We start from the raw sequence: 20,016 nt of genomic DNA, 5'->3' as shown, positions 1-20,016 counted from the left end.
GGGGCCGAGGCTCCCGCCCGCACGCCGCATCCGAGATACGAAACGGAAGAGAACCATGAGCACCACCACCCCGTTCCCCCAGGGCTTCCTCTGGGGCGGCGCCACCGCCGCCAACCAGGTCGAGGGCGCCTACGATCAGGGCGGCAAGGGCCTGTCGGTCCAGGACGTCATGCCCCGCGGCATCGTCGGCCCGCGCACGGCCGAGCCCACGGCCGACAACCTCAAGCTCGAGGCCGTCGACTTCTACCACCGCTACGCGGAGGACATCGCCCTGTTCGCCAAGATGGGCTTCGGGGTCTACCGTTTCTCGATCGCCTGGAGCCGCATCTTCCCGAAGGGCGACGAGACCGAGCCGAACGAGGAAGGCCTCGCGTTCTACGACCGCGTGCTCGACGAGCTCGAGAAGCACGGCATCGAGCCGCTCGTGACGATCTCGCACTACGAGACGCCGCTGCACCTGGCCGAGACCTACGACGGCTGGACCGACCGCCGCCTCATCGGCTTCTACGAGAACTACGCCCGCACGCTGTTCGAGCGCTACGGCTCGCGTGTGAAGTACTGGCTGACCTTCAACGAGATCAACTCGCTGCTGCACGCCCCGTTCATGTCGGGCGGCATCAACACCCCGAAGGAGCAGCTGAGCGACGCGCAGCTGTACCAGGCCATGCACCACGAGCTGGTCGCATCCGCTCGCGCCACGCGCATCGCCCGCGAGGTCGCCCCGAACGCGCAGATCGGCTGCATGGTGCTGTCGATGCCCGTGTACCCGCTGACGCCGTCGCCCGCCGATGCCCTCGCCGTCATGGACTTCGACCACTCCAACCTCGTCTACGGCGACGTGCACACGCGCGGTGCGTACCCCGGCTACTTCCTGCGCACTCTCCGCGAGAAGGGCATCGAGCTCGAGATCACCGATCAGGACCGCGAGGACCTGACGAACACGGTCGACTTCGTCTCGTTCAGCTACTACATGTCGGTCGCTCAGACTGCCGACCCCGCCAAGAAGGTCACCGGTGAGGGCAACATCATGGGCGGCGTGCCCAATCCCACGCTCGAGGCGAGCGAGTGGGGCTGGCAGATCGATCCGGTGGGTCTGCGTCTCGTGCTCAACCAGTTCTGGGACCGCTGGCAGAAGCCGCTGTTCATCGTCGAGAACGGCCTGGGCGCCAGGGACGAGCTGGTGGAGGTCGACGGCGTCAAGACCGTCATCGACGACTACCGCATCGCCTACCTCAACGATCACCTCGTGCAGGTCGGCGAAGCCATCACCGACGGCGTGAACGTGCTGGGCTACACCTCGTGGGGCTGCATCGACATCGTCAGCGCCTCCACCGCCCAGCTGAGCAAGCGGTACGGATTCATCTACGTCGACCGCAACGACGACGGCACCGGCACGCTCGAGCGCTTCGAGAAGAAGTCGTTCGGCTGGTACGCCGAGGTCATCCGTACGAACGGCGCCAGCCTCACCCGCTGAGACCACGCCGCGCGTGTGCCCACGACCGTTCCCCGCGGAACGTCTCGTGGGCACACGCCTGTGCCGTCCTGCCCGACTCACCCCGACGCGCCTCCCAGGCGGGAGCGGGGAGAATGGATCATCGTGACCCCTCCCCGCATCGCATTCCTCGACGTCGACGGCACGATCCTCGATCACGGCACCACGATCGCGCCCTCCACGGTGGCGGCGATCCGCACCGCCCGCGAGCGCGGCGCGCTCGTGTACCTCAGCACGGGCCGCTCGGCCGGCGACATCCATCCCGCCGTGCGGGAGATCGGCTTCGACGGGGCGATCACCAACGGCGGTGCGTACGCCGTTGCAGGCGAGGAGGAGATCGTCGCCGATCCCATGCCGGCGGATGCGGTCGACCGGTTGGAGCGATTCTTCGACTCGCACGGCATCCACTATTTCCTCCAGACGGACGAGGCCGTGTATGCCTCGGCCGAGGTGCAGGCCGCGGTCGTCGCGATGCTCTCGTCGTTGCGCGCTCAGCTCGCCGGCGACGAGCCGCAGACGGCGCCGCAGGGTCGACCCCGCTTCCGCGATCTGGCCACTGTGGACCGCACCCGCGTCGCCAAGGCGGTCTTCCTCAGCGACTCGACGGATGCGGTCTCGCGCGCGCAGTCCGAACTCGGCGATCGCTTCCACGTCGTGCCGGGCAGCATCCCGCTTCCGGGTGGCACCAACGGCGAGATCGGCATGCAGGGCGTCACGAAGGGCTCGGCGATCACCGCCGTGCTCGACCACCTCGGAATCGATGCCGCCGACGCGATCGGCATCGGCGACAGCTGGAACGACGTGGAGATGTTCCAGGTGTGCGGCACCGGCATCGCTATGGGCAACGCGGCGCAGGAGCTGAAGGACCTGGCCGACGAGGTCACGACCGCGGTGCTCGACGACGGCGTGCACAACGCCTTCGTCCGCCACGGCCTCATCTGACCCCGGGGGCTCCCTCTCCTCCGTGCCCGAGTTGCGTCGCAGTTGCGCAGATGCGCCACTTCTGCGCAGATGCAGCTGTCATTGACTGGCGCATCTGCGCAGAAGTGTGGCGGCACGCGCGCGGCGACCGGTCGCCCCCCGGACGGATGAGGCACGCCACTGCATCCTGTCCCGGCCCGCATCCTGCCCCGGCCGAACTCACGGGTCGGGGTGACGGGTGCGGCGCGCGTTGCGAGGATGGGTTCATGCGACGCGCACGGATCCACATCCTGGGAGCGAGCGGCAGCGGCACCACGACGCTCGGCGCGGCCCTCGCCTCGGCATGGAGCGTGCCGCACGCGGACGCCGACGACTACTTCTGGCTACCCACCGACCCGCCGTTCACCGAGAAGCGCGCGGATGCCGATCGGGTGGCGCTCATGCGAGCGATCTTCGTGCCGCGTCCGGCATGGGTGCTCTCCGGATCGATGATGGGCTGGGGCGACGGCATCGCCGCGGAGTGCGATGCCGTCGTGTTCGTCACGCTGGATCCCACGGAGCGGATGCGGCGGCTCGAGGCCCGCGAGCGGCGCCGGCGGGAGGGCCGCCCCCTCGATGACCCGGCCTGGGAAGTGTTCCGGGACTGGGCGCAGAGCTACGACGATCCGACGTTCGACGGGCGGAGCCGAGCGACCCACGAAGCGTGGCTCGCCGCGCTCGGCAAACCGGTCCTCCGGCTCGACGGCGTGCACCCGACGGCGGACCTGCTCGATGCCGTCCTCCGTTGGGATCCTGCGTAGCCGGCATCCGCCGAGCCTCCCGGCGCGAGACTGCATTTCGAGCACGAATTCACGGGTAATGACAGTGATCTCGTGATCGAAATGCAGTCTCGCGGGTTGGAGGAAGGATTCCGCGCTACGGCGCCGCGGCGGCGGGAGGGCCGGATGCGGGCGGTGCGGGCGCGGTGACGATCGCCGCACGCTCGTGCCACGTCTTCGCGGTGACCCGATCGAGCGACACCTGCCGGCGGAGGGCATCGGCCTTCTCGTAGATCGAAGGGTCGCCGAAGCTCGTCAGCACCTTCACGAGCACCGGCAGCAGCTCGATCATGAAGAACAGCGCCGCGATGAGCCAGTGCGCCCAGGCAAGAGTGGGCTCGCGCTCGGACAGCCGTTCCAGCGCGCTGATCTGGCTGAGCAGCCCGACCGCCTGCGCGTTGCCTCCGGCGATGGATGCGGCGCGCTCGTTGTACGCGGCGAGCGCTGCGTCGTACTGCGCCTGCGCGGCGGGCAGCTGGTCCTCGGCCTGCTTCTTGTTCTGGTCGGCGGATGCGGCGGCCGCATCCGTCCCGGCCGCGTTGGCCGCGGTGAGGGCCGCCTGCGCCTGGCTGAGCTGCGTGGCGAGGGCGTCGTACGCGGACTGCGCCTGCGTGAGCTGCGCCCGGGCGGCGTCCGAGCTCGTCCCCGATCCTTGCACGCCGGTGCAGCCGGGGACGGTGCCCGCTCCCTCGCCGGTGAGCTCGCACTGGTACAGCGCGCGGGCCTGATCGATCACGCCCTGCTGCGCGGCGAGCTGCTGGGTGAGCTGGTCGACGTTCGCCTGCGCCGCCACGGACTCGGCCGAGGTCGAGGAGGTTCCCGCGACGATGCCGGTCGCCGCCTGGTTCTGGAGGGCTGCGAGCGAGGCGGATGCGGCATCCAGCGCCTGCTTCTCGGGACCGTTGGCGACCGCATCCTGGTCGGACTGCGCCTGCACGACGTTGGTCGAGTTGACCTCTCGCGCGATGTCGTTGTGGAACACCTGCAGCACGAGCGGCTCGGCGACCACGATGCCGATGAGTGCGGCCATGATGACGCGCGGGAACGCGAGACCGAGCAGGCGCCACACGTTGCGGGTCGAGCGCATCGTGGAGGTGAGGAAGCGATCGAGGTTGAAGATGATGAGAGCCCAGATGATCGCGAGCGGCACAGCGGCCCAGACGGCGATCTGCACACCGGTGACGAGTGCGAACCCCATCGAGAGAGCGGAGACGAGCGCGGTGCCGACCAGCACGAAGAACATCTGCACGAAGCGCGGCGTCTCGCTCGGAACGTCATCGAGCACCTCGCCTTCGGCGCCGCCCAGCACCGCGAGGGTGCGCGAGAGCGGCTGACGAGGACGGCGGCGAGGGCTCCGTCGCTCGCGCACCACGGGAGGCGCGGGGTCAGGAACGGAGGCCTCAGCCTCGGGCTCGTCGATCGGGTCGATCACCTCGGTCGGACCGGTCGCGACGTCGTCGGAGGGGCGGACGTCGCTCAGGTACAACGCCTCCTCTTCGGGCTGCGACTCGAGGTCGATGCGGCCGTCGGAGCCGAAGCGGCCGGGTCGATGCGCGGAGAATGACACTGCGCAAGGGTAGGAGGCCCTGCCTGTGTGACAGGTGCGAGCCGCCCGAGCGCGCTCAGTCGAGGAAGATGTCGGGGAACATCGCCGAGTCGGGGGTGCCGGGCACGGCGGCGTAGCCGGAGAGGTCGGTGACGCCCGCATCGGCGAGCACGTCTTCGACGATGAGCGTCTGGCCCGTGTACTGACGTGCGGGCCGCGTGATCACCTCGTACGCCGCATCCGCATAGATCTCGGGCGTGCGACTGACGGCCATCATCCGCTCGCCACCCAGCGAGAACTGCACGGCGGCGGTCGCGATCGTCGTCCGCGGCCACAGCGTGTTGGCGGCGATGCCCGCATCCGCGAACTCCGCGGCCATGCCGAGGGTCGCCATCGTCATCCCGTACTTCGCGAGCGTGTAGCCGGTGTGGGCTCCGAGCCAGCGGGGCGAGAGGTTCAGCGGCGGCGACAGCGACAGGATGTGCGGGTTCTCCGCATCCTTCAGCATCGGCACCGCGGCGCGGGAGAGCAGGAACGTGCCGCGCACGTTGACATCCTGCATGAGGTCGTACTTCTTCGTCGTGAGCTCGAGAGAGCCTGACAGATCGATGACCGACGCGTTGTTGAGGACGATGTCGATGCCGCCGAACTCGCCGTGGGCGGTCAGCACCGCCTGCGTGATGTCGTCCTCGTTGCGCACGTCGCCGACGAGAGGCAGCGCATGCCCGCCTGCCTCCTCGATCGCCGCCGCGGCGGTGTGCACGGTGCCCTCGAGTTTCGGATGCGGGGTGTCGGTCTTGGCGAGCAGGGCGATGTTCGCGCCGTCGCGGGCCGCGCGCAGCGCGATCGCGAGGCCGATGCCGCGGCTGCCGCCCGACATGAGGATGGTCTTGCCGGCGAGCGGCTTCTGCTCGGTCATGGGTCTCCTTGGTGCGTCGGATTCACCCGCGGCGGGCGGATGCGGCGGCGAACGCCTGGATGCGGGCCTTCGCCTCGGGGGTGTCGAAGGCGGCGCCGATCGTGCGCGCCTCGTCGTCGAGGTTCTCGGCGAAGGAGCGGTCGGCGCCGGAGCGGACGAGCCGCTTGGCCTGGCCGAACGCGCCCGTCGCACCGTCGAGCCAGAAGCGGGCGATCTCGAGAGCACGGGATGCGGGGTCGGCGACCACCTCCGCGACCAGTCCCCATTCGAGCGCCTCGACCGCCGAGAGCGTGCGGTCCTGGAGGAGCAGCTGCAGCGCGCGGCGCGGGCCGACGGCGGCGGCCAGCAGGGTCGAGACGCCGAGATCGGGCGTGAGGCCGATGTTCGCGTACCGGCTGACGAACTTCGCCCCCTCGGTCGCGACGATGTAGTCCGCCGTGAGCATGAGCCCCAGTCCGCCGCCGGCGACCGCCCCCTGAACGGCGGCGACGACGGGCACGTGGGACTCGGTGAAGGCACGGATGCCCTCGTGGATCACGTGGGCTGCGGCTGTGACATCGCTGCCCGCGGCGCCGGAGGTCGCCATGGAGATCACGTCGCCGCCGGCGCAGAAGGCGGGGCCGGCCGCATCCAGGAGCACGGCGCCGACCGCGGGATCGGCGGTGACCTGCCGGGCGACGTCCCGCCAGCGCTCGCCCATGGCGAAGTCCATCGCGTTCAGGCGATCGGGACGATTCAGCGTCACGCGGGCGATACCGTCGGCGATCTCCACCCGAATCGAGTCGGCGCTCATCGCGGAGCCATCCGAATCGCGCCGTCGAGACGGATCGTCTCGCCGTTGAGGTAGCCGTTGCGCACGATCTCGGCCACGAGACCCGCATACTCGTCGGGCCGTCCGAGGCGGGCGGGGTAGGGCACCTGCTGACCGAGCGAGTCCTGCGCCGGCTGCGGCAGACCCGCGAGCATCGGCGTCTCCATGATGCCCGGCGCGATCGTGACGACCCGGATCGCGTGGCGGGCGAGTTCGCGGGCGATCGGCAGGGTCATGGCGTGCACGCCGCCCTTGGACGCGGAGTACGCCGGCTGCCCGATCTGCCCGTCGAACGCGGCGACCGACGCCGTGTTCACGATGACGCCCCGATCACCGCCCGCGGTCGGTTCGGTGCGGGCGATCGCGGCCGACGACTGGGCGATGACGTTGTAGGTGCCGACGAGGTTCACGCGCACGAGCTTCTCGAAGTCGGCGAGAGGCGTCGGGACGCCCTCTCGATCGAGAACCTTGGCCGGCGGCGCGATGCCCGCGCAGTTGACGACCACGCGAAGGGGCGCGACGGCGGATGCGGCGGCGACCGCATCCGCGATCTGCTCGGGACTCGTGACATCGGCCGCAGCGAACGTGCCGCCCAGCTCGGCCGCGCGTTCCGCGCCCGCCGAGGACGGCAGGTCGACGAGGACGACGTGCGCCCCCTCGGCGGCGAGTCGCTGAGCCGTGGCCCAGCCGAGTCCGCTCGCGCCGCCCGTGATCAGCGCGGATGCGCCCGCGACATCCATACGTTCTCCTTCGTACGTCGGTATCGGGTTCCACCTTACGCGGCACCCGGTCCCATCGTCACGCCCCTCAGCGGGCACCCGGAGCGCCGCCCCGGGTCAGAGGGCGAAGACGAGGGTCCAGGTGCCGGCGAGCACCGCCGCGGTCACGGATGCGGCGGCGATCACCGCGGCGAGGGCGAGCAGCACCGCGTCGCGCCAGCCCAGCCGCGACGGCCGGGCCCACGTGCGCGGTGCGTCGGACCCGAAGCCGCGGGCCTCCATGGCCGTCGCGAGCTTCGTGCCGCGGCGGATGGAGAGCACGAAGAGGGCGAACGCCTGACCGAGGAAGCGGCGGATGCGGCCGCGATCGGCCACCCCTCGTGCACGCCGGGCCAGGGCGAGCTCACGCCAGTCGTCGACCAGCAGGCCCACCAGGCGCAGGCCGGCGAGTGCACCGAGCACGAAGCGGGCGGGAAGACGCAGCAGCTGGGCGAGACCGTCGGCGAGGTCGGTGGGGTCGGTCGTGATGAACAGGACGACGGACGGCAGTGCGATCGCCAGCACACGCAGCACGATGGCGGCCGCGAGGGAGAGCGAGCCCTCACTGACGCGCACGAGCCCCCACTCGAAGAACACCGCGCCGGAAGGCCGGCCGTACAGCACGGTGGCGGCACCGCCGATGAGCGCGGCGACCGCGATCGGCCACACGCGCAGCCACACCTCGCGCGCCCGCAGCCGCGAGAACGCCAGCAGCACGAGGGTGGCCGCGAGTGTGACGGCTGCCGAGACCGGGTCGATCGAGAGCAGCAGGGTGACCGAGACGACGAGGGTCGCGGCGAGTTTGGCGACCGGGTTGATCCGGCCCAGCGGGCTCGCCGAGGCGTCGATCGCGAACAGGCTCATGAGGCCCGCCCCAGCCGCAGCTCGTCGTCGGCGAGCTGCGCGACGAGGGAGGGATCGTGCGAGACGAAGCCGATCGCGGTGCCGTCGGCACGCAGCTCGTCGATCAGCTCCGCGAGCTCCCGCCAGGTGCGCGCGTCCTGGCCGTAGGTCGGCTCGTCGAGCAGGATGACGCGGGGCGCGGTCGCGAGCACGGCCGCAACCGTCAACCGACGCTTCTCCCCGCCGGAGAGCGTGAAGGGGTTCACCTCAGCGAGGCGTCCCAGGCGCAGGCGTTCGAGCAGCGGATCGATCCGCGCGGCCACCTCCGCTTCGGACAGCCCCAGCGCGCGAGGACCGACGGCGAGCTCGTCGCGCACGCGCGCGGTGAGCAGCTGGTGCTCGGGTTCCTGGAAGACGGTGCCGATGCGGGTGAGCAACTGCGCGGCGCGCCATCGGGACGGATCGGGTCCTATGCCGGCGGCCAACGCATCCGCCGCTCGCACCTGACCGCCGATCGGCGGCAGCAGCCCCGCCAGGGTGAGCGCGAGCGTGGACTTGCCGGCGCCGTTGGCTCCCGTGATCGCGAGCGCCCGACCCGCGCTCAGCTGCACGTCGATCCCGGATGCGGCGGCGAGCGCCTCACGACGGGCCGCCCGCCGGCGTCCGACGGCGAGGCCCGTGCCGACCACGAGCGACGATGCCGCGCCGGTGCGCGGACGCGGGCTGATCTGCACCGGCACCCCGGGCACCCACACGCCGGCATCGGTCAGGGCATCCGAGGCCGCGGCGAAGACGTCGGCGGGGACACCGTCCGCAAGTACCCCGCCGTCGGGAGCGAGCACGACGACACGGTCGACGAGCTCGGCCCACAGGTCGACACGGTGCTCGACGACCACGAGCGTCGCCCCGGTGCGGGCGGCGACGGCGGCGACCGCATCCCGCACCTGCACCGCGCCGTCGGGATCGAGATTGGCCGTGGGCTCGTCGAGCAGCAGGAGCTTCGGACGCATGGCCAGTGCACCGGCGAGCGCGAGCCGCTGCTTCTGCCCGCCCGACAGTGCAGACGTGGGGTGGTCGAGCGGCACCGACAGACCCACCGCCTCCAGGGCTTCACCGACCCGCGACCAGATCTCGTCGGCGGGAACCCCCAGGTTCTCGCAGCCGAACGCGACGTCGTCGCCGACGCGGGCGAGGATCACCTGCGCGTCGGGATCCTGCAGCACCATGCCGGCGACACCGCGGACGGATGCGGGGAGCTGGCCGTCGACGGTCAGCTCCCCCGTGGCCTCGCCGTCCTCGTCGCCGCCCAGCACCCCGGCGAAGGCGCGCAGCAGCGTCGACTTGCCCGCACCGCTCGCTCCCAGCAGCAGCACCCGCTCACCGGGCTCGATCGTGAGGTCGATGTCGGCGACGGCCCAGCGCCTGCGGCCCGCGTGCCGCCACCCCCACCCGCGGGCGACGACCCGCGCGCCGTGCGTCACGCCGCGTCGGCGGCTTCGACGATGCGCGCCTGACGTCCGGAGGCGAACCGGTCGAGAGCCCCCGTCGCGGCGAGCGCCCGGGCGATGAGCCACGAGACGAGGCCCGCGATGAGGACGCCCGAGACGATCGCCGAGACGAAGTAGATCGCACGGGGACCGATGTCGTACGCGGCGATAGAGGAGAAGTTGGTGTCGAGCAGCGCCACGGCCAGCCCCGTGAGCGCACCCGAGACGAGAGCGACCCAGAGCCGGTAGTTGGCGTAGGCGAACAGCGCGAAGCCGAGCTCGGCGCCCACGCCCTGCACGACACCCCAGATGAAGGTCGTGAAGCCCCACTGCGTGCCGAGCGCCATGGAGACGACGGCGGCGACGATCTCGCCGTACAGCGCGGCACCCGGCTTGCGGATGATGAGCCCCGTGAGCACACCCGCGAACAGCCAGCCCCCGGCGAGCACACCCTCGAGCCCCGGCAGGAACGCGAGCGCCGTGCTCAGCGGCGTCCAGGCCTGGCCCCAGACCCAGAAGATGACACCCGCCGCGACACCGATCACGCTGGCGACGACGATGTCGACCACTCGCCACCGCCACCGGGAGGCGAGGGATGAACGAGCGGATGTGGACGTGGACGTGTGCATTGATGCTCCTTCCTGCGCCGGCATGATCCGGATCAGGTTCGACGGTCGAAGCGTGGATCCGCTTCCTCTCAGCCCGGCTCACCGGACTCCCGTGGTTGACGTGCCGAGTATAGACCCGCAGCTCGCGCTACCGTAGGCGGGTGACCGTGACTGGCCCGACCCCGCCCACTCGGCGTTCGCTGCGCCGCGGCGGCCGCGACGAGCCGCACGTCGACGAGGCGCCGCTGCCGCCCGACGACCTCGAGATCGAGGTGCCTTCCGTGCCGGCGGATGCCGCATCCACGCCCGCGCTCATCGCCGCCGCGAGCTTCGACGACACGACCGATGGCGCCACCCCGTCCCCAGCGCAGGATGCGGCCGCATCCGTGCCGGTCGTCGTGCCGCCGGCGACCACGGCGCTGAGCTGGGTCGATGAGACGACCGTCACCCACGCGTCCCGTGCGGTCCCCCAGCTCGAGGCCGCCGGCGCGGCGTCGTTCACCCCCGTCGCCGCGGACCTGCTCGCCCGCGCACCCCGCCGCACCCCATGGCGTCCCGGCGTCCTCGTTCCGATCGCGCTGATCGTCGCCGTGATCGCGGCGTACTGCGGCACGACGCTGCTGTGGCCGCTGCACGCCGTCGCCCCCACGGTGCAGGCGTCCGCGGTCGAGGCCACTCCCTCGGCGGCGGCTGTCGGGGCATGGCCCGGCGCGGGCAGTGCCGCCGTCGTCGTCGACGGCGTCGGCTCGCCCATCGCGTCGAGCGCCGACGCGCGTTCGATCGCCAGCATCACCAAGGTCGTGACGGCGATGGTCGTGCTCGACCAGCTGCCCCTCGCCCCAGGCGAACAGGGCCAGGAGTTCGCGTTCAGCGCGGCCGATGAGAGCAGCTACTGGTCGTATCGCCGCAACGGCGAGTCGGCTCTCAACGTTCCGGTGGGCGGAACGTTGACCGAGTACCAGATGCTGCAGGGCATGCTCATGGGTTCCGCGAACAACTACGCCGATCGCCTCGCCGACACCATCTGGCCCAACAACGCGGTGTACGCGCGAGCAGCCAACGACTGGCTCGCCGCCCACGGCGTCTCGGGCATCACGATCGCGGGCCCCGCCGGCATCGAGGCGGAGAACGCGGCCACCCCCGAGGCGCTGCTCGAGGTCGCCAAGCGCGCGCTGGCCGACCCCGTCATCGCCGAGATCGTGCGTACACCCTCCGTCGAGCTTCCCGGCGCCGGTCTCGTCGAGAACACGAACAAACTGCTCGCGGACCCCGGCGTCGTCGGCCTCAAGACCGGTACCCTCGACTCCTACAACCTGCTCGCCGCGAAGGATGTCACAATCGGCGACACCACTGTGCGCATCTACGCCGCGACGCTCGGACAGCCCGACGTCGAGACGCGGGATGCGGCCACGCGCGCACTGTTCGCCCAGGTCGAGCAGGAGCTGCAGCTCAAGCCTTCCGTCGCGGCCGGCACGACCGTCGGTCAGGTCGAGACGAAGTGGGGCGCGACGGTCCCGATCGTGACCGCGGCCGACGCCGACGTGGTGCTGTGGAACGGCTCCGCCGCGACCGTGGCGACCTCGTTCGATCTCGGCGACGCGAGCGAGCAGGGCGACGTCGTCGGCTCGCTCGTCGCGACCGGCCCGAAGGACCAGTCGACGGTGGACGTCGTTCTCGACGGCGAACTGGACGGACCGAGCCCCTGGTGGCGTCTGACCCACCCGCTCGAGCTGTTCGGCCTCGTCTGAACGATCCGGCCGAGGGGGCTCAGACGCGGAAGTCGGGGGAGCCGAGCACGCGCTCGACCGTGATCTCCAGCGCGACGCGGTCGGGGTTCGGGCGGGGCTCGCGGTAGCGGCGGGTGTAGAGCTCGACCGCATGGGCCACCGAATCCGTATCCTCGACGACGCGCGCCGGACCCTCGAAGCTGAGCCAGCGGCGACCGTCGACGGTGTTGACGCTCGCCCGGCCCGTGCGCTCGACGTTGAGGAACTTCTGCGTGCCGCGGGAGCCGATCACCCGCACGATGCCGTCCTCGTAGGTGATGCCGACCGGCACCGAGTGGATGCGGCCCTGCCGGTCCAGCGTGGACAGCGTGGCGAGGTGGTACTCGGACAGGAACGCGCGCGCGGCATCGGTGATCACCGCATCAGCCTGCCAGAGCCGGATAGGCGTCGGCTCAGAACCGCCAGATGAGCGGCACGTACAGCACGGCTGCGGCGAGGAACAGCAGGGCGAGCGGGAGCCCGAGGCGCCAGTAGTCGCCGAAGCGGTATCCGCCGGGGGCCAGGACCATGAGGTTGGCCGGGGTCGCGACGGGCGTCAGGAAGGATGCGGCGCCCGCGACGGTCAGCGCCATGAGGAAGGTGATGGGGCTGACCCCGAGGTTCACCGCGATCGCCGTGGCGACGGGCGCGACGATCAGTACCGTCGCGACGTTCGAGATGAACTGGCCGAGAACGACGGTGACCACGCAGACGGCGAGCAGGGCGAGATGCGGATCGGCCGAGCCCACGACGCGGAGGACGCCGTCGGCCACGACCTCCGCCGCGCCCGTCTGCAAGAAGGCTGCCGAGAGCGGGATCATGCCGGCGATGAGCACGAGCGTCGTCCACGAGATGTCCTGATACAGGGCGGGAAGCGTGACGACGCGGGTGAGCACGAGGGCACCGGCCGCCACCAGGCCCGCCACCGCGGGCGGCGTGAGTCCGGTCGCCAGAAGGACAACCATGATGCCGGTGATGACGAGTGTGCGCCGGGCCCCGCGCCGCATCCCGGTGCGCACGGTCCGCACGGCGCCCGTGCGCACGGTCTCGGGCACCAGCGACAGCGTCTCCGCCTCACGAGGACCGGGCACGGGGTCCGGGAGGGCATCCGGTCGGGCGGGCAGCAGACGGTCGCCGAACAGGATGATGACCGCAAGGGCGCCGCCCAGCAGCGGCAGGCCGACGAGCGCGAACTCCGCGAAGCCGAATCCGCGACCGGTCTCCGCCTCGGCGAGCTCCGAGACCACGACGTTCACGGGCGTCCCGGTGAGCGTGAGCAGCGACGCCGCGGATGCGAGGAAGGCCAGCGGGATCATGACCTTCGACGCGGGGATGCGGGCGCGCCGGGCGATCACTGCGGCGACGGGCACCAGGGCGGCCACAGCGCCGTTGATGCTGAGAAAGGCGGTCAGCACCGCGACGAGGGCACCGAGCGCGGCGATGACCGGGCTACGGCGATGACCGGCGCGCGCGACGATCAGGCCCCCGAGCCAGCGAGTGATGCCGCTGCGCTCGAGCGCGCTGGCCACGACGAACAGGCTGGCGATGAACAGCACCGTGGGATCGCCGAAGCCGGCGAGTGCTTCGGGAAGGGTGAGCACACCCGTTGCCCAGAGGGCGAGCGCGACGCCGATCGCCACGACCTCCAGGGGCACGCGGCCGGAGAGGAACGCGAGCACCGCCAGCCCCAGGATGAGGAACGTGGCGGCGATGGGGTCCATACCTCCACGCTAGCGGCGGGCCGTTCGCCGCATCCGGTGCGAGACCGTGCGATCAGACGAAGCGCACCGTGGCGTCGAGCCGCGTGCGCACGTCGAAGACCTCGTTGCCGCCGATGTCGCGCGCCCCCGTCACGCCGCGGCGCAGCACGGTGGCCAGCGCCGAGCGGCCGGCGACCACGACGGGTGTGCCGCGTACGCTGCCGAGCTCGGTGATCTGCTGGGCGAGGTCGTTGTCGGGCAGCACGACGATGGCGCCGCTGAAACGCACCCGCGCGGCACGGGCGACGACCCGCATCCGCGAGAGCAGGTCGCTGACGGGAGCGCCGACGACGGCGGGGCCGATGATCTCGCCGCGGCGGAAGCCGACGGGGCCGCCGAAGTCCTCCGACAGCACGCCGTACAGGCCGCTCGGACCGAGCACGATGTGATCGAGTTTCTCGTCGAGATCTCCGCTGCGACCGGATGCGGCGACGTCGTGCCAGACGCTGTAGCCCATGCCGAGGTCGGCAACAATGCGCGCGGTCGCCTCCTCGGCGAGCGCGTCGGCAAGGAGGCGACGGATCTCGCGCGGCGCCGAGCGCACCAGCTGCGCGTCGTAGGGGTCGGGCACTTCGGTGCCGCGTCCCACCCATTCACGGATGAGGGTGAGGTAGCGCTCGCGTCGCCATCCGCCGGGCTGGCCGGCCGACCGTGCGCGCGGACGCGTGTCCTGCCGCGCACGCGGCGGCGTCCACGCGCCCTCCGCCTCGGGTGCGGCACTCACCGCGCCCCGGCCGCGGTCGTACGCCGCTCGCGCCTCCGGCGTGCCCACGAGCTCCCACGCGCGCTGCACCTCGACGAAGCGCACGGCGTCGCCGCCGGTGTCGGGATGCGTCTCGCGCAACCGCACCCGGAAGGCACGGCGCAGCGTCTCGTCATCGGCATCGGCCGCGACCTGGAGGATGTCGTACGCGGATGCGGAGAGGGGACTGTCGAACACGCCGCCTCGCTTTCACCTGCCGCACGGCAGCGTCCAGGCTACCGGCCCGTGCCTGTTCGGGCGCCGTGAGCTCAGCGGCGTTCGTTGCGTCGCGCGTACGCCGCGGCCTTGCGGCTGGACAGCGCGAGCAGCACCAGGATGTCCAAGCCGAGGTTCAGCAGGGTGCCGCTGATGCGGATGTCCTGCCCCTGCACCCACCAGGTGAAGAAGGCGAAGCTGATCGACAGCACCGAGAAGACGAGCACGGTGACCCGCGAGCGGTTTCCGCCGCGCAGAACGAAGATCGCCATGACGGTGTCGAACAGCAGGACGGCTCCGCCCACGGCCCACACGAACCCGAGTCCGAGGGCCCGCTCCTCTTCGCTCAGGGGCACGCCGTCGATCACGAGCGACGCGTCGTGCACGATGTGACGCCACTCGAGGCTGATCGACAGCAGCCAGAACACGCCCGCGAGCACACGCAGCAGCACGAGGAGCCCGCCGGCGACGGTCGCAGCGGGCCGGGGCATGTCCGGGTCGTAGGCCAGCGGGCGCGCGAGACGCACCGGCGACTCGAACGCCGCGCGTTTGCGCGGGACTCTCTCGCTCACGCCGCCACCCCCCGCACGTCCACGATCGGCAGATCGCCGTCGGTGCGGATGCTGTCGCCGCCGCCGTTGCGGGCGTGATAGCCGGTGGAGAAGTCTGCGATGACGTCCACGCTCACCCGCGGCTCGGCCGCGGTCACCGTCTGCACGATGTGGTCGCGCTCGATATCGGTGTCGGCGTCGATGCGGTGGGTCACCTGGAGGGTGAACAGCGACAGTCCGACGGCGGTGTCGAAAGTGCCGGCGGCGAGCCAGTCCACCCGACGCCCGCCCGGCAGCAGCCAGTCGTCGGGGCAGCGCCAGAAGCGCACGTGATGCCGCTGCGCGGGATTGCCGTCCACCTCCTGCTGGTAGGCGAAGTCCTGCTGGCGCGAGAACAGGAACAGCGGGCTGACGGGCGCCTCGTCGTAGCTGCGCCTGGTCACAGTCGACGTGATGATGCGCCAGGACGATGCGAGGGTCACCGGGTCGGCCTTCGTCCAGCCCGCGCGGCGCAGCACGTCCTCGATCTGCTCGGCGCTGCCCATGAACGCGAGGTTCACCGGATCGCCGAGCAGTCCGTCGCTCGTGCGCGTGCGGCCGATGAAGTAGTCGGGCACGTAGATCATCGTCAGGATGCGGTGCAGCCGCGGCAGGACGAGGTACGCCAGCAGCGCCCAGAACGCGACCGCGAGCGGGATGCCCCACCATCCGACACGGAACGTCTCGGTGAAGCTCAGATACGCGAGCCAGATGGAGGCGAGGCCGGCGAAGACGAAGAAGAAGCCGTCGAGCGCGACGCCGATCGAGTATGCCCGGCGCTTGCCCTTCTCCCCCGCAGCCACGATCAGCCCCAGAGCGCCCGCGGAGGTCGGAAGGCGAAGGCCTGGTCGACGATTTCGGGATCGAGCTCGTCGAGCGAGGCGGGTTGCCAGCGCGGGGAGCGGTCCTTGTCCACCAGCTGTGCACGGATGCCCTCGACGAGGTCGGGCTGCGTGAGGGCGAACCACATCACGAGCCCGTACTCCTGCTCCAGCACCTCGCGCAGCGACCGCTTGCGCCGCGCGCGGCGCACGGCCTCGAGCGTCACGGTCAGCGCGGTCGGCGAGAGCGAGGAGATCAGCTCGGCGGCGGCGGCCGCATCCGGTTCGGGGTGCGCGCGCAGCCGTGTGAGGATCTCGCTCACCGAGTCGGCGGCGAACGCGTCGTCGATCCAGGGCCTCGCCTTCTCGAGACGAGAGGTCTCCGGCGTCTCGTCGAACAGCAGCACGAGTTCGGCCGGACCCTGCGGGTCCGCGCGGGTCTCGAGCGCGTCGCGGAAGGCCTCGATGCGGTCAGCGGGAACGAGGTGGTCGGCGAAGCCTGCGTAGATCGCATCAGCCGCATCCATCGTGCCGCCGGTGAGCGCGAGGTACTCGCCGATGCGCCCGGGGGCGTGGGCGAGCAACCAGGTGCCGCCGACGTCGGGGGTGAAACCGATGCGGGTCTCGGGCATCGCCACCTGCGAACGCTCGGTGACCACGCGGTGTCCGGCGTGCGAGGCGAGTCCCACGCCGCCGCCCATCGTGATCCCGTCTGCGATCGTGACGACCGGCTTCGGGTACTCGGCGAGGCGGGCGTTCAGCGCGTACTCCGCGAGGAAGAAGTCGGCGGTGCGCTCCGCGTCGGAGCTCATCGCCTGCTCGCGTAGGAGACGCACATCGCCGCCCGCGCAGAAGCCACGCTCGCCCGCGCCGTCGAGCAGCACGACCTCGACATCGGCGTCTCGCTCCCACGCATCCAGTGCGGCAGCGAGCCGGCCCACCATGTCGATGTCGACCGCGTTGAGCGCGCGCGGACGGTTGAGCGTCAACCGCCCCACCCCCTGATCCGACCGCACCAGCACCGTCGCATCCGCACCGCTCATGCCCGCCACGTTAGCGCCGCCGGCGCGCCCTGACAGGGATCAATGAGAGTCGATCCCCGTTTTTCCGCGTGTTTCCGCCAGAATGGAGAAACGTTCTGACCTTGACGGAGGTTCCCATGCCCGACGGCCAGATCCTGGAGTTCTCCGAGGTCACCAAGAGATTCGGCGCGATCGACGCCGTGTCCCGGTTGAGCGCGCGCATCGAGCCCGGCCTCGTGACCGGATTCCTCGGCCCGAACGGCGCCGGCAAGACCACCTCGCTGCGCATGCTGCTGGGGCTGGTTCGGCCCACCTCCGGCACGACGACGATCGGGGGCTCGCACTACAGCGAGCTGCGTCACCCGCTGCGCACAGTCGGCGCGGCGCTCGAAGCCTCGAGCTTCCACCCGGGCCGCAGCGGCGCCAACCACCTCAAGGTCTACGCGCAGGCGGCGGGGCTGCCGACCAGCCGCATCGACGAGACGCTCGCTCTCGTCGGCCTCTCGGATGCGGCCGGGCGCAAGGTCGGCGGCTACTCCCTCGGCATGCGGCAGCGGCTGGGGCTCGCCACGGCGCTGCTCGGCGACCCGGGCATCCTGGTGCTCGACGAGCCGTCCAACGGACTCGATCCCGAGGGCATCAAGTGGATGCGGATGCTGCTGCGCGCGTTCGCCGACGAGGGCCGCACGGTGCTCGTCTCCTCGCACCTGCTCCTGGAGATCCAGCAGACCGCGGATCGCCTGCTCATCCTCGCCCGGGGAAAGCTCGTGTTCGACGGCGGCATCGAAGATCTCGCCGATCCCAACGAGTACGCGACGGTCGTCGATGCCCCCGATCGCGCCGCCCTCGAGGCCGCGCTGACCGCCGCGGGGCACTCTTTCGAGGTGTTGCGCTCGGGGCTCACGGTACGCGGAGCGGAGCCCGTGGAGGTCGGCGCACTCGCCGCCGCATCCGGCATCGCCCTGTCGGGCCTGCAGCGCCGCGGCCCTGAGCTCGAGGAGATCTTCCTCGCGCTGGTCGACGGCACCCGGGTGCACCGACCGGTGGGCGAGGCCGGCGCGATCCCTGCGGTCGACGAAGACGCGCCGCTCGCGCCCGAGAACGATCCCGCCCCGGAGACGTCGGAGATCACCGAGGCGCCCGACGTGGAGGTGCCGCTGGACACGCCCGTCCCCGAGGGCGCCGCCGAGGCCGCCCGCGAGGATGCTGCCGAGGGTGCACCGACCGACGAGCCCGCAGCGGCGGATGAGCCCGGGGCGACGACGCCCGCATCGACGGCGGACGAGGAGCATGTCACCGTCCCCGACGAGGTCGCGTCACCCTCGAGCGAGGAGCATGCCGGTGCCCCCGCATCCGACGGCGAGACGGTGCACGAGGGTGAGCCCGCCCCGACCGAGGCCATCCAGATCAGCGAGCCGATGGATGAGGCCGAGCCGCATCCCGAAGCCGACGACCGCGAGGAAGGGGGCCGGGCATGAGCCTCGTGAACGTCACCCGCTCCGAGCTGACCAAGCAGTTCACCACCTCGATCTGGTGGATCCTCGGCATCGTCCTCGCCGGATACGTCGGGTTCACGGCGGCGGGCTTGACCGTGGTGTTCGCGCTGGCCGCGAGCGGCGCGCTGCCCTCGAGCGGCGGCGGCCTCACGGCGACGGGCGTGCCGGGTGATGTCAGCGCCCTGATCTACAGCCTCGCCGCATCCGTCGGTTATGTGTTCCCGCTGCTGATCGGCACACTTCTGGTCACCGGCGAGTTCCGCCACAACACGCTCACCCCGACGTTCCTCACCACTCCGAAGCGAGGACGGGTGCTCACGGCGAAGGTCCTGGCCGGGGCCGTCATGGGCCTGGTCTACGCCGCCCTCGCGCTGATCGTCACCGTCGGTCCCGCCGCCGGCATCCTGGCCGGATTCGGACAGCACACGGGCCTCGACTCGTCCGACACGTGGGCGATGCTGGGCCGCATCGTGATCTCTTTCGTGCTGTGGGTCGTGGTCGGCATCGGTGTGGGTCTCGTGGTGCGCAACCAGGTCGCGGCCGTCGTGATCGTGCTCGCCTTCACGCAGTTCGTCGAGCCCCTGCTGCGCTTCGGCGGCGCCTTCGTCTCCGGCCTGAGCGACGCTGCCCGGTTCCTTCCGGGCGCCGCGAGTGACACCCTCGTCGGCGCGAGCCTGTTCTCGGCCAGCGCGGGAGGGGATGCGGGCCAGCCGCTGGAGTGGTGGGTCGGCGGCCTCGTGCTGCTCGCCTATGGTCTGCTGTTCACCGTGCTCGGCTACCTCTCGAGCTGGCGCCGCGACGTCGGCTGACCCTCGCCCGCGGGGACCCGCACGACCTCGCCGAGTGAGTATTCATTCATCGAGTGAGCACCCCATTCAGTGCTCATTCGGCGAACGGATGCTCGCTCGGCGGATGCGGAGGGATGCGGGAGGCTCCCGGGAGGCTCCCGGGGATGCGGGCTCAGCTGGAGGCGAGCTCGACGATGTCGGTCGGGTCGTCGCCCGCGTCGACGCGGAGCGCACGCACGAGGGCCTCGCCGTGACGAGTACCGAGCACGAGCCGCTGGAACTCGGTGTCGCCCTCGAGGTCGATCACCACGCCGGGACGCTTCTTGCGGATGACGGCGAAGTCCTTGCCGCCCGCGTACCGCCAGGTGCCGATGGCGAGGGTCGCTGGGATGAACGTGCCCGGGGAACGGACCCCGCGCAACCACGTCCAGGGGTCGTCCGTCAGCTGCACCCGCGAGATCGCGGCACGATCGAGCGTCACATTCCGCTTGCGGAATGCCAGCGCCTTCTCGGCGCCCGACAGCACGATCTCGAGGTGTCCCGAGTCGAGCATGAGCGTCACCATGGTCCAAGTCTGCCAGCGACCCCTCGACCGCGGCAGCGAATTTGCTC

20 protein-coding genes and 1 riboswitch are annotated in these 20,016 nt (G+C 71.1%); of the genes, 6 read left to right on the top strand and 14 right to left on the bottom strand.

Annotated features, from left to right (window positions below; translation table 11 throughout):
- The first annotated feature begins 55 nt into the window (after positions 1-55).
- The 3 genes from PQV94_RS02040 to PQV94_RS02030 all read left to right on the top strand — a co-directional run bounded on the left by PQV94_RS02040 (position 56) and on the right by PQV94_RS02030 (position 3,213).
- On the top strand, positions 56-1,474 hold the full coding sequence (locus PQV94_RS02040) for a glycoside hydrolase family 1 protein (RefSeq protein ID WP_274287143.1): 1,419 nt from the start codon (positions 56-58) through the stop codon (positions 1,472-1,474).
- A 117-nt stretch (positions 1,475-1,591) separates the two neighbouring features.
- Positions 1,592-2,434, top strand: a complete 843-nt coding sequence (locus PQV94_RS02035; protein WP_443192715.1) for a Cof-type HAD-IIB family hydrolase — start codon at positions 1,592-1,594, stop codon at positions 2,432-2,434.
- Positions 2,435-2,679: 245 nt separating this feature from the next.
- Entirely contained in the window at positions 2,680-3,213 is a 534-nt protein-coding gene (locus tag PQV94_RS02030) for an AAA family ATPase (RefSeq protein WP_274287141.1), read from the top strand.
- Between the two features lie 115 nt (positions 3,214-3,328).
- Here PQV94_RS02030 and PQV94_RS02025 read toward each other — a convergent pair whose 3' ends face one another.
- The 7 genes from PQV94_RS02025 to PQV94_RS01995 form a co-directional block, all read right to left on the bottom strand.
- Positions 3,329-4,798: a DUF4407 domain-containing protein gene (locus tag PQV94_RS02025; protein ID WP_274287140.1), complete on the bottom strand. Its 1,470-nt coding sequence runs from the start codon at positions 4,796-4,798 to the stop codon at positions 3,329-3,331.
- A 55-nt stretch (positions 4,799-4,853) separates the two neighbouring features.
- Positions 4,854-5,696 (bottom strand): SDR family oxidoreductase, encoded by an 843-nt coding sequence (locus PQV94_RS02020; protein ID WP_274287139.1) that lies wholly within the window; start codon positions 5,694-5,696, stop codon positions 4,854-4,856.
- A gap of 22 nt (positions 5,697-5,718) precedes the next feature.
- Entirely contained in the window at positions 5,719-6,489 is a 771-nt protein-coding gene (locus PQV94_RS02015; RefSeq protein ID WP_274287138.1) for an enoyl-CoA hydratase/isomerase family protein, read from the bottom strand.
- Positions 6,486-7,247 carry an SDR family NAD(P)-dependent oxidoreductase gene (locus PQV94_RS02010; protein WP_274287137.1) on the bottom strand — a complete coding sequence of 254 codons (762 nt, stop codon included), beginning with the start codon at positions 7,245-7,247 and terminating at the stop codon, positions 6,486-6,488. The genes PQV94_RS02015 and PQV94_RS02010 overlap by 4 nt, the downstream gene beginning before the upstream one ends.
- A gap of 96 nt (positions 7,248-7,343) precedes the next feature.
- Positions 7,344-8,129: an energy-coupling factor transporter transmembrane component T family protein gene (locus PQV94_RS02005; RefSeq protein ID WP_274287136.1), complete on the bottom strand. Its 786-nt coding sequence runs from the start codon at positions 8,127-8,129 to the stop codon at positions 7,344-7,346.
- The gene (locus PQV94_RS02000) at positions 8,126-9,589 is read right to left on the bottom strand and encodes an ABC transporter ATP-binding protein (RefSeq protein ID WP_274287135.1); all 1,464 of its coding nucleotides are present in this window, start codon (positions 9,587-9,589) and stop codon (positions 8,126-8,128) included. Before PQV94_RS02000 ends, PQV94_RS02005 begins: the two co-directional genes overlap by 4 nt.
- Positions 9,586-10,224 (bottom strand): ECF transporter S component, encoded by a 639-nt coding sequence (locus tag PQV94_RS01995; RefSeq protein WP_274287134.1) that lies wholly within the window; start codon positions 10,222-10,224, stop codon positions 9,586-9,588. The genes PQV94_RS02000 and PQV94_RS01995 overlap by 4 nt, the downstream gene beginning before the upstream one ends.
- Positions 10,217-10,327, bottom strand: a riboswitch (TPP riboswitch). Its footprint overlaps the gene before it by 8 nt.
- A gap of 37 nt (positions 10,328-10,364) precedes the next feature.
- Between PQV94_RS01995 and PQV94_RS01990 the strand changes: the two genes are divergently transcribed.
- Positions 10,365-11,951 (top strand): D-alanyl-D-alanine carboxypeptidase family protein, encoded by a 1,587-nt coding sequence (locus tag PQV94_RS01990; protein ID WP_274287133.1) that lies wholly within the window; start codon positions 10,365-10,367, stop codon positions 11,949-11,951.
- Positions 11,952-11,970: 19 nt separating this feature from the next.
- On the opposite strand, the gene PQV94_RS01985 is transcribed toward PQV94_RS01990, so the two are convergent.
- The 6 genes from PQV94_RS01985 to PQV94_RS01960 all read right to left on the bottom strand — a co-directional run bounded on the left by PQV94_RS01985 (position 11,971) and on the right by PQV94_RS01960 (position 17,141).
- Entirely contained in the window at positions 11,971-12,348 is a 378-nt protein-coding gene (locus PQV94_RS01985; protein WP_274287132.1) for a PPOX class F420-dependent oxidoreductase, read from the bottom strand.
- Between the two features lie 34 nt (positions 12,349-12,382).
- Positions 12,383-13,690, bottom strand: coding sequence for an SLC13 family permease (locus PQV94_RS01980; RefSeq protein WP_274287131.1), 1,308 nt, complete (start codon positions 13,688-13,690; stop codon positions 12,383-12,385).
- A 52-nt stretch (positions 13,691-13,742) separates the two neighbouring features.
- Entirely contained in the window at positions 13,743-14,669 is a 927-nt protein-coding gene (locus tag PQV94_RS01975; RefSeq protein ID WP_274287130.1) for a J domain-containing protein, read from the bottom strand.
- Positions 14,670-14,740: 71 nt separating this feature from the next.
- Positions 14,741-15,259 (bottom strand): hypothetical protein, encoded by a 519-nt coding sequence (locus tag PQV94_RS01970; RefSeq protein ID WP_274287129.1) that lies wholly within the window; start codon positions 15,257-15,259, stop codon positions 14,741-14,743.
- The gene (locus tag PQV94_RS01965; RefSeq protein WP_274287128.1) at positions 15,256-16,080 is read right to left on the bottom strand and encodes an LssY C-terminal domain-containing protein; all 825 of its coding nucleotides are present in this window, start codon (positions 16,078-16,080) and stop codon (positions 15,256-15,258) included. Before PQV94_RS01965 ends, PQV94_RS01970 begins: the two co-directional genes overlap by 4 nt.
- 2 nt (positions 16,081-16,082) lie before the next feature.
- Positions 16,083-17,141: an enoyl-CoA hydratase/isomerase family protein gene (locus tag PQV94_RS01960; RefSeq protein ID WP_274287127.1), complete on the bottom strand. Its 1,059-nt coding sequence runs from the start codon at positions 17,139-17,141 to the stop codon at positions 16,083-16,085.
- Between the two features lie 116 nt (positions 17,142-17,257).
- On the opposite strand from PQV94_RS01960, the gene PQV94_RS01955 reads away from it, so the two are divergent.
- Positions 17,258-18,598, top strand: a complete 1,341-nt coding sequence (locus PQV94_RS01955) for an ATP-binding cassette domain-containing protein (RefSeq protein WP_274287126.1) — start codon at positions 17,258-17,260, stop codon at positions 18,596-18,598.
- Positions 18,595-19,425 (top strand): ABC transporter permease, encoded by an 831-nt coding sequence (locus PQV94_RS01950; RefSeq protein ID WP_274287125.1) that lies wholly within the window; start codon positions 18,595-18,597, stop codon positions 19,423-19,425. Before PQV94_RS01955 ends, PQV94_RS01950 begins: the two co-directional genes overlap by 4 nt.
- Before the next feature lie 151 nt (positions 19,426-19,576).
- Here the strand turns inward: PQV94_RS01950 and PQV94_RS01945 are convergent, their stop codons facing one another.
- The gene (locus PQV94_RS01945; RefSeq protein WP_243226595.1) at positions 19,577-19,969 is read right to left on the bottom strand and encodes a hypothetical protein; all 393 of its coding nucleotides are present in this window, start codon (positions 19,967-19,969) and stop codon (positions 19,577-19,579) included.
- Positions 19,970-20,016 lie beyond the last annotated feature (47 nt).

Source organism: Microbacterium sp. Clip185, assembly GCF_028743715.1.
GTDB lineage: Bacteria > Actinomycetota > Actinomycetes > Actinomycetales > Microbacteriaceae > Microbacterium.
This window is presented reverse-complemented; position numbering and strand designations above follow the sequence as displayed.

Coding starts and splice junctions, on each gene's coding strand:
- PQV94_RS01955 (WP_274287126.1), top strand. CDS start 17,258: ATGCCCGACGGCCAGATCCTGGAGTTCTCCGAGGTCACCAAGAGATTC.
- PQV94_RS02030 (WP_274287141.1), top strand. CDS start 2,680: ATGCGACGCGCACGGATCCACATCCTGGGAGCGAGCGGCAGCGGCACC.
- PQV94_RS01950 (WP_274287125.1), top strand. CDS start 18,595: ATGAGCCTCGTGAACGTCACCCGCTCCGAGCTGACCAAGCAGTTCACC.
- PQV94_RS02040 (WP_274287143.1), top strand. CDS start 56: ATGAGCACCACCACCCCGTTCCCCCAGGGCTTCCTCTGGGGCGGCGCC.
- PQV94_RS01960 (WP_274287127.1), bottom strand. CDS start 17,141: ATGAGCGGTGCGGATGCGACGGTGCTGGTGCGGTCGGATCAGGGGGTG.
- PQV94_RS01995 (WP_274287134.1), bottom strand. CDS start 10,224: ATGCACACGTCCACGTCCACATCCGCTCGTTCATCCCTCGCCTCCCGG.
- PQV94_RS01980 (WP_274287131.1), bottom strand. CDS start 13,690: ATGGACCCCATCGCCGCCACGTTCCTCATCCTGGGGCTGGCGGTGCTC.
- PQV94_RS02015 (WP_274287138.1), bottom strand. CDS start 6,489: ATGAGCGCCGACTCGATTCGGGTGGAGATCGCCGACGGTATCGCCCGC.
- PQV94_RS02005 (WP_274287136.1), bottom strand. CDS start 8,129: ATGAGCCTGTTCGCGATCGACGCCTCGGCGAGCCCGCTGGGCCGGATC.
- PQV94_RS02020 (WP_274287139.1), bottom strand. CDS start 5,696: ATGACCGAGCAGAAGCCGCTCGCCGGCAAGACCATCCTCATGTCGGGC.
- PQV94_RS02010 (WP_274287137.1), bottom strand. CDS start 7,247: ATGGATGTCGCGGGCGCATCCGCGCTGATCACGGGCGGCGCGAGCGGA.
- PQV94_RS01945 (WP_243226595.1), bottom strand. CDS start 19,969: ATGGTGACGCTCATGCTCGACTCGGGACACCTCGAGATCGTGCTGTCG.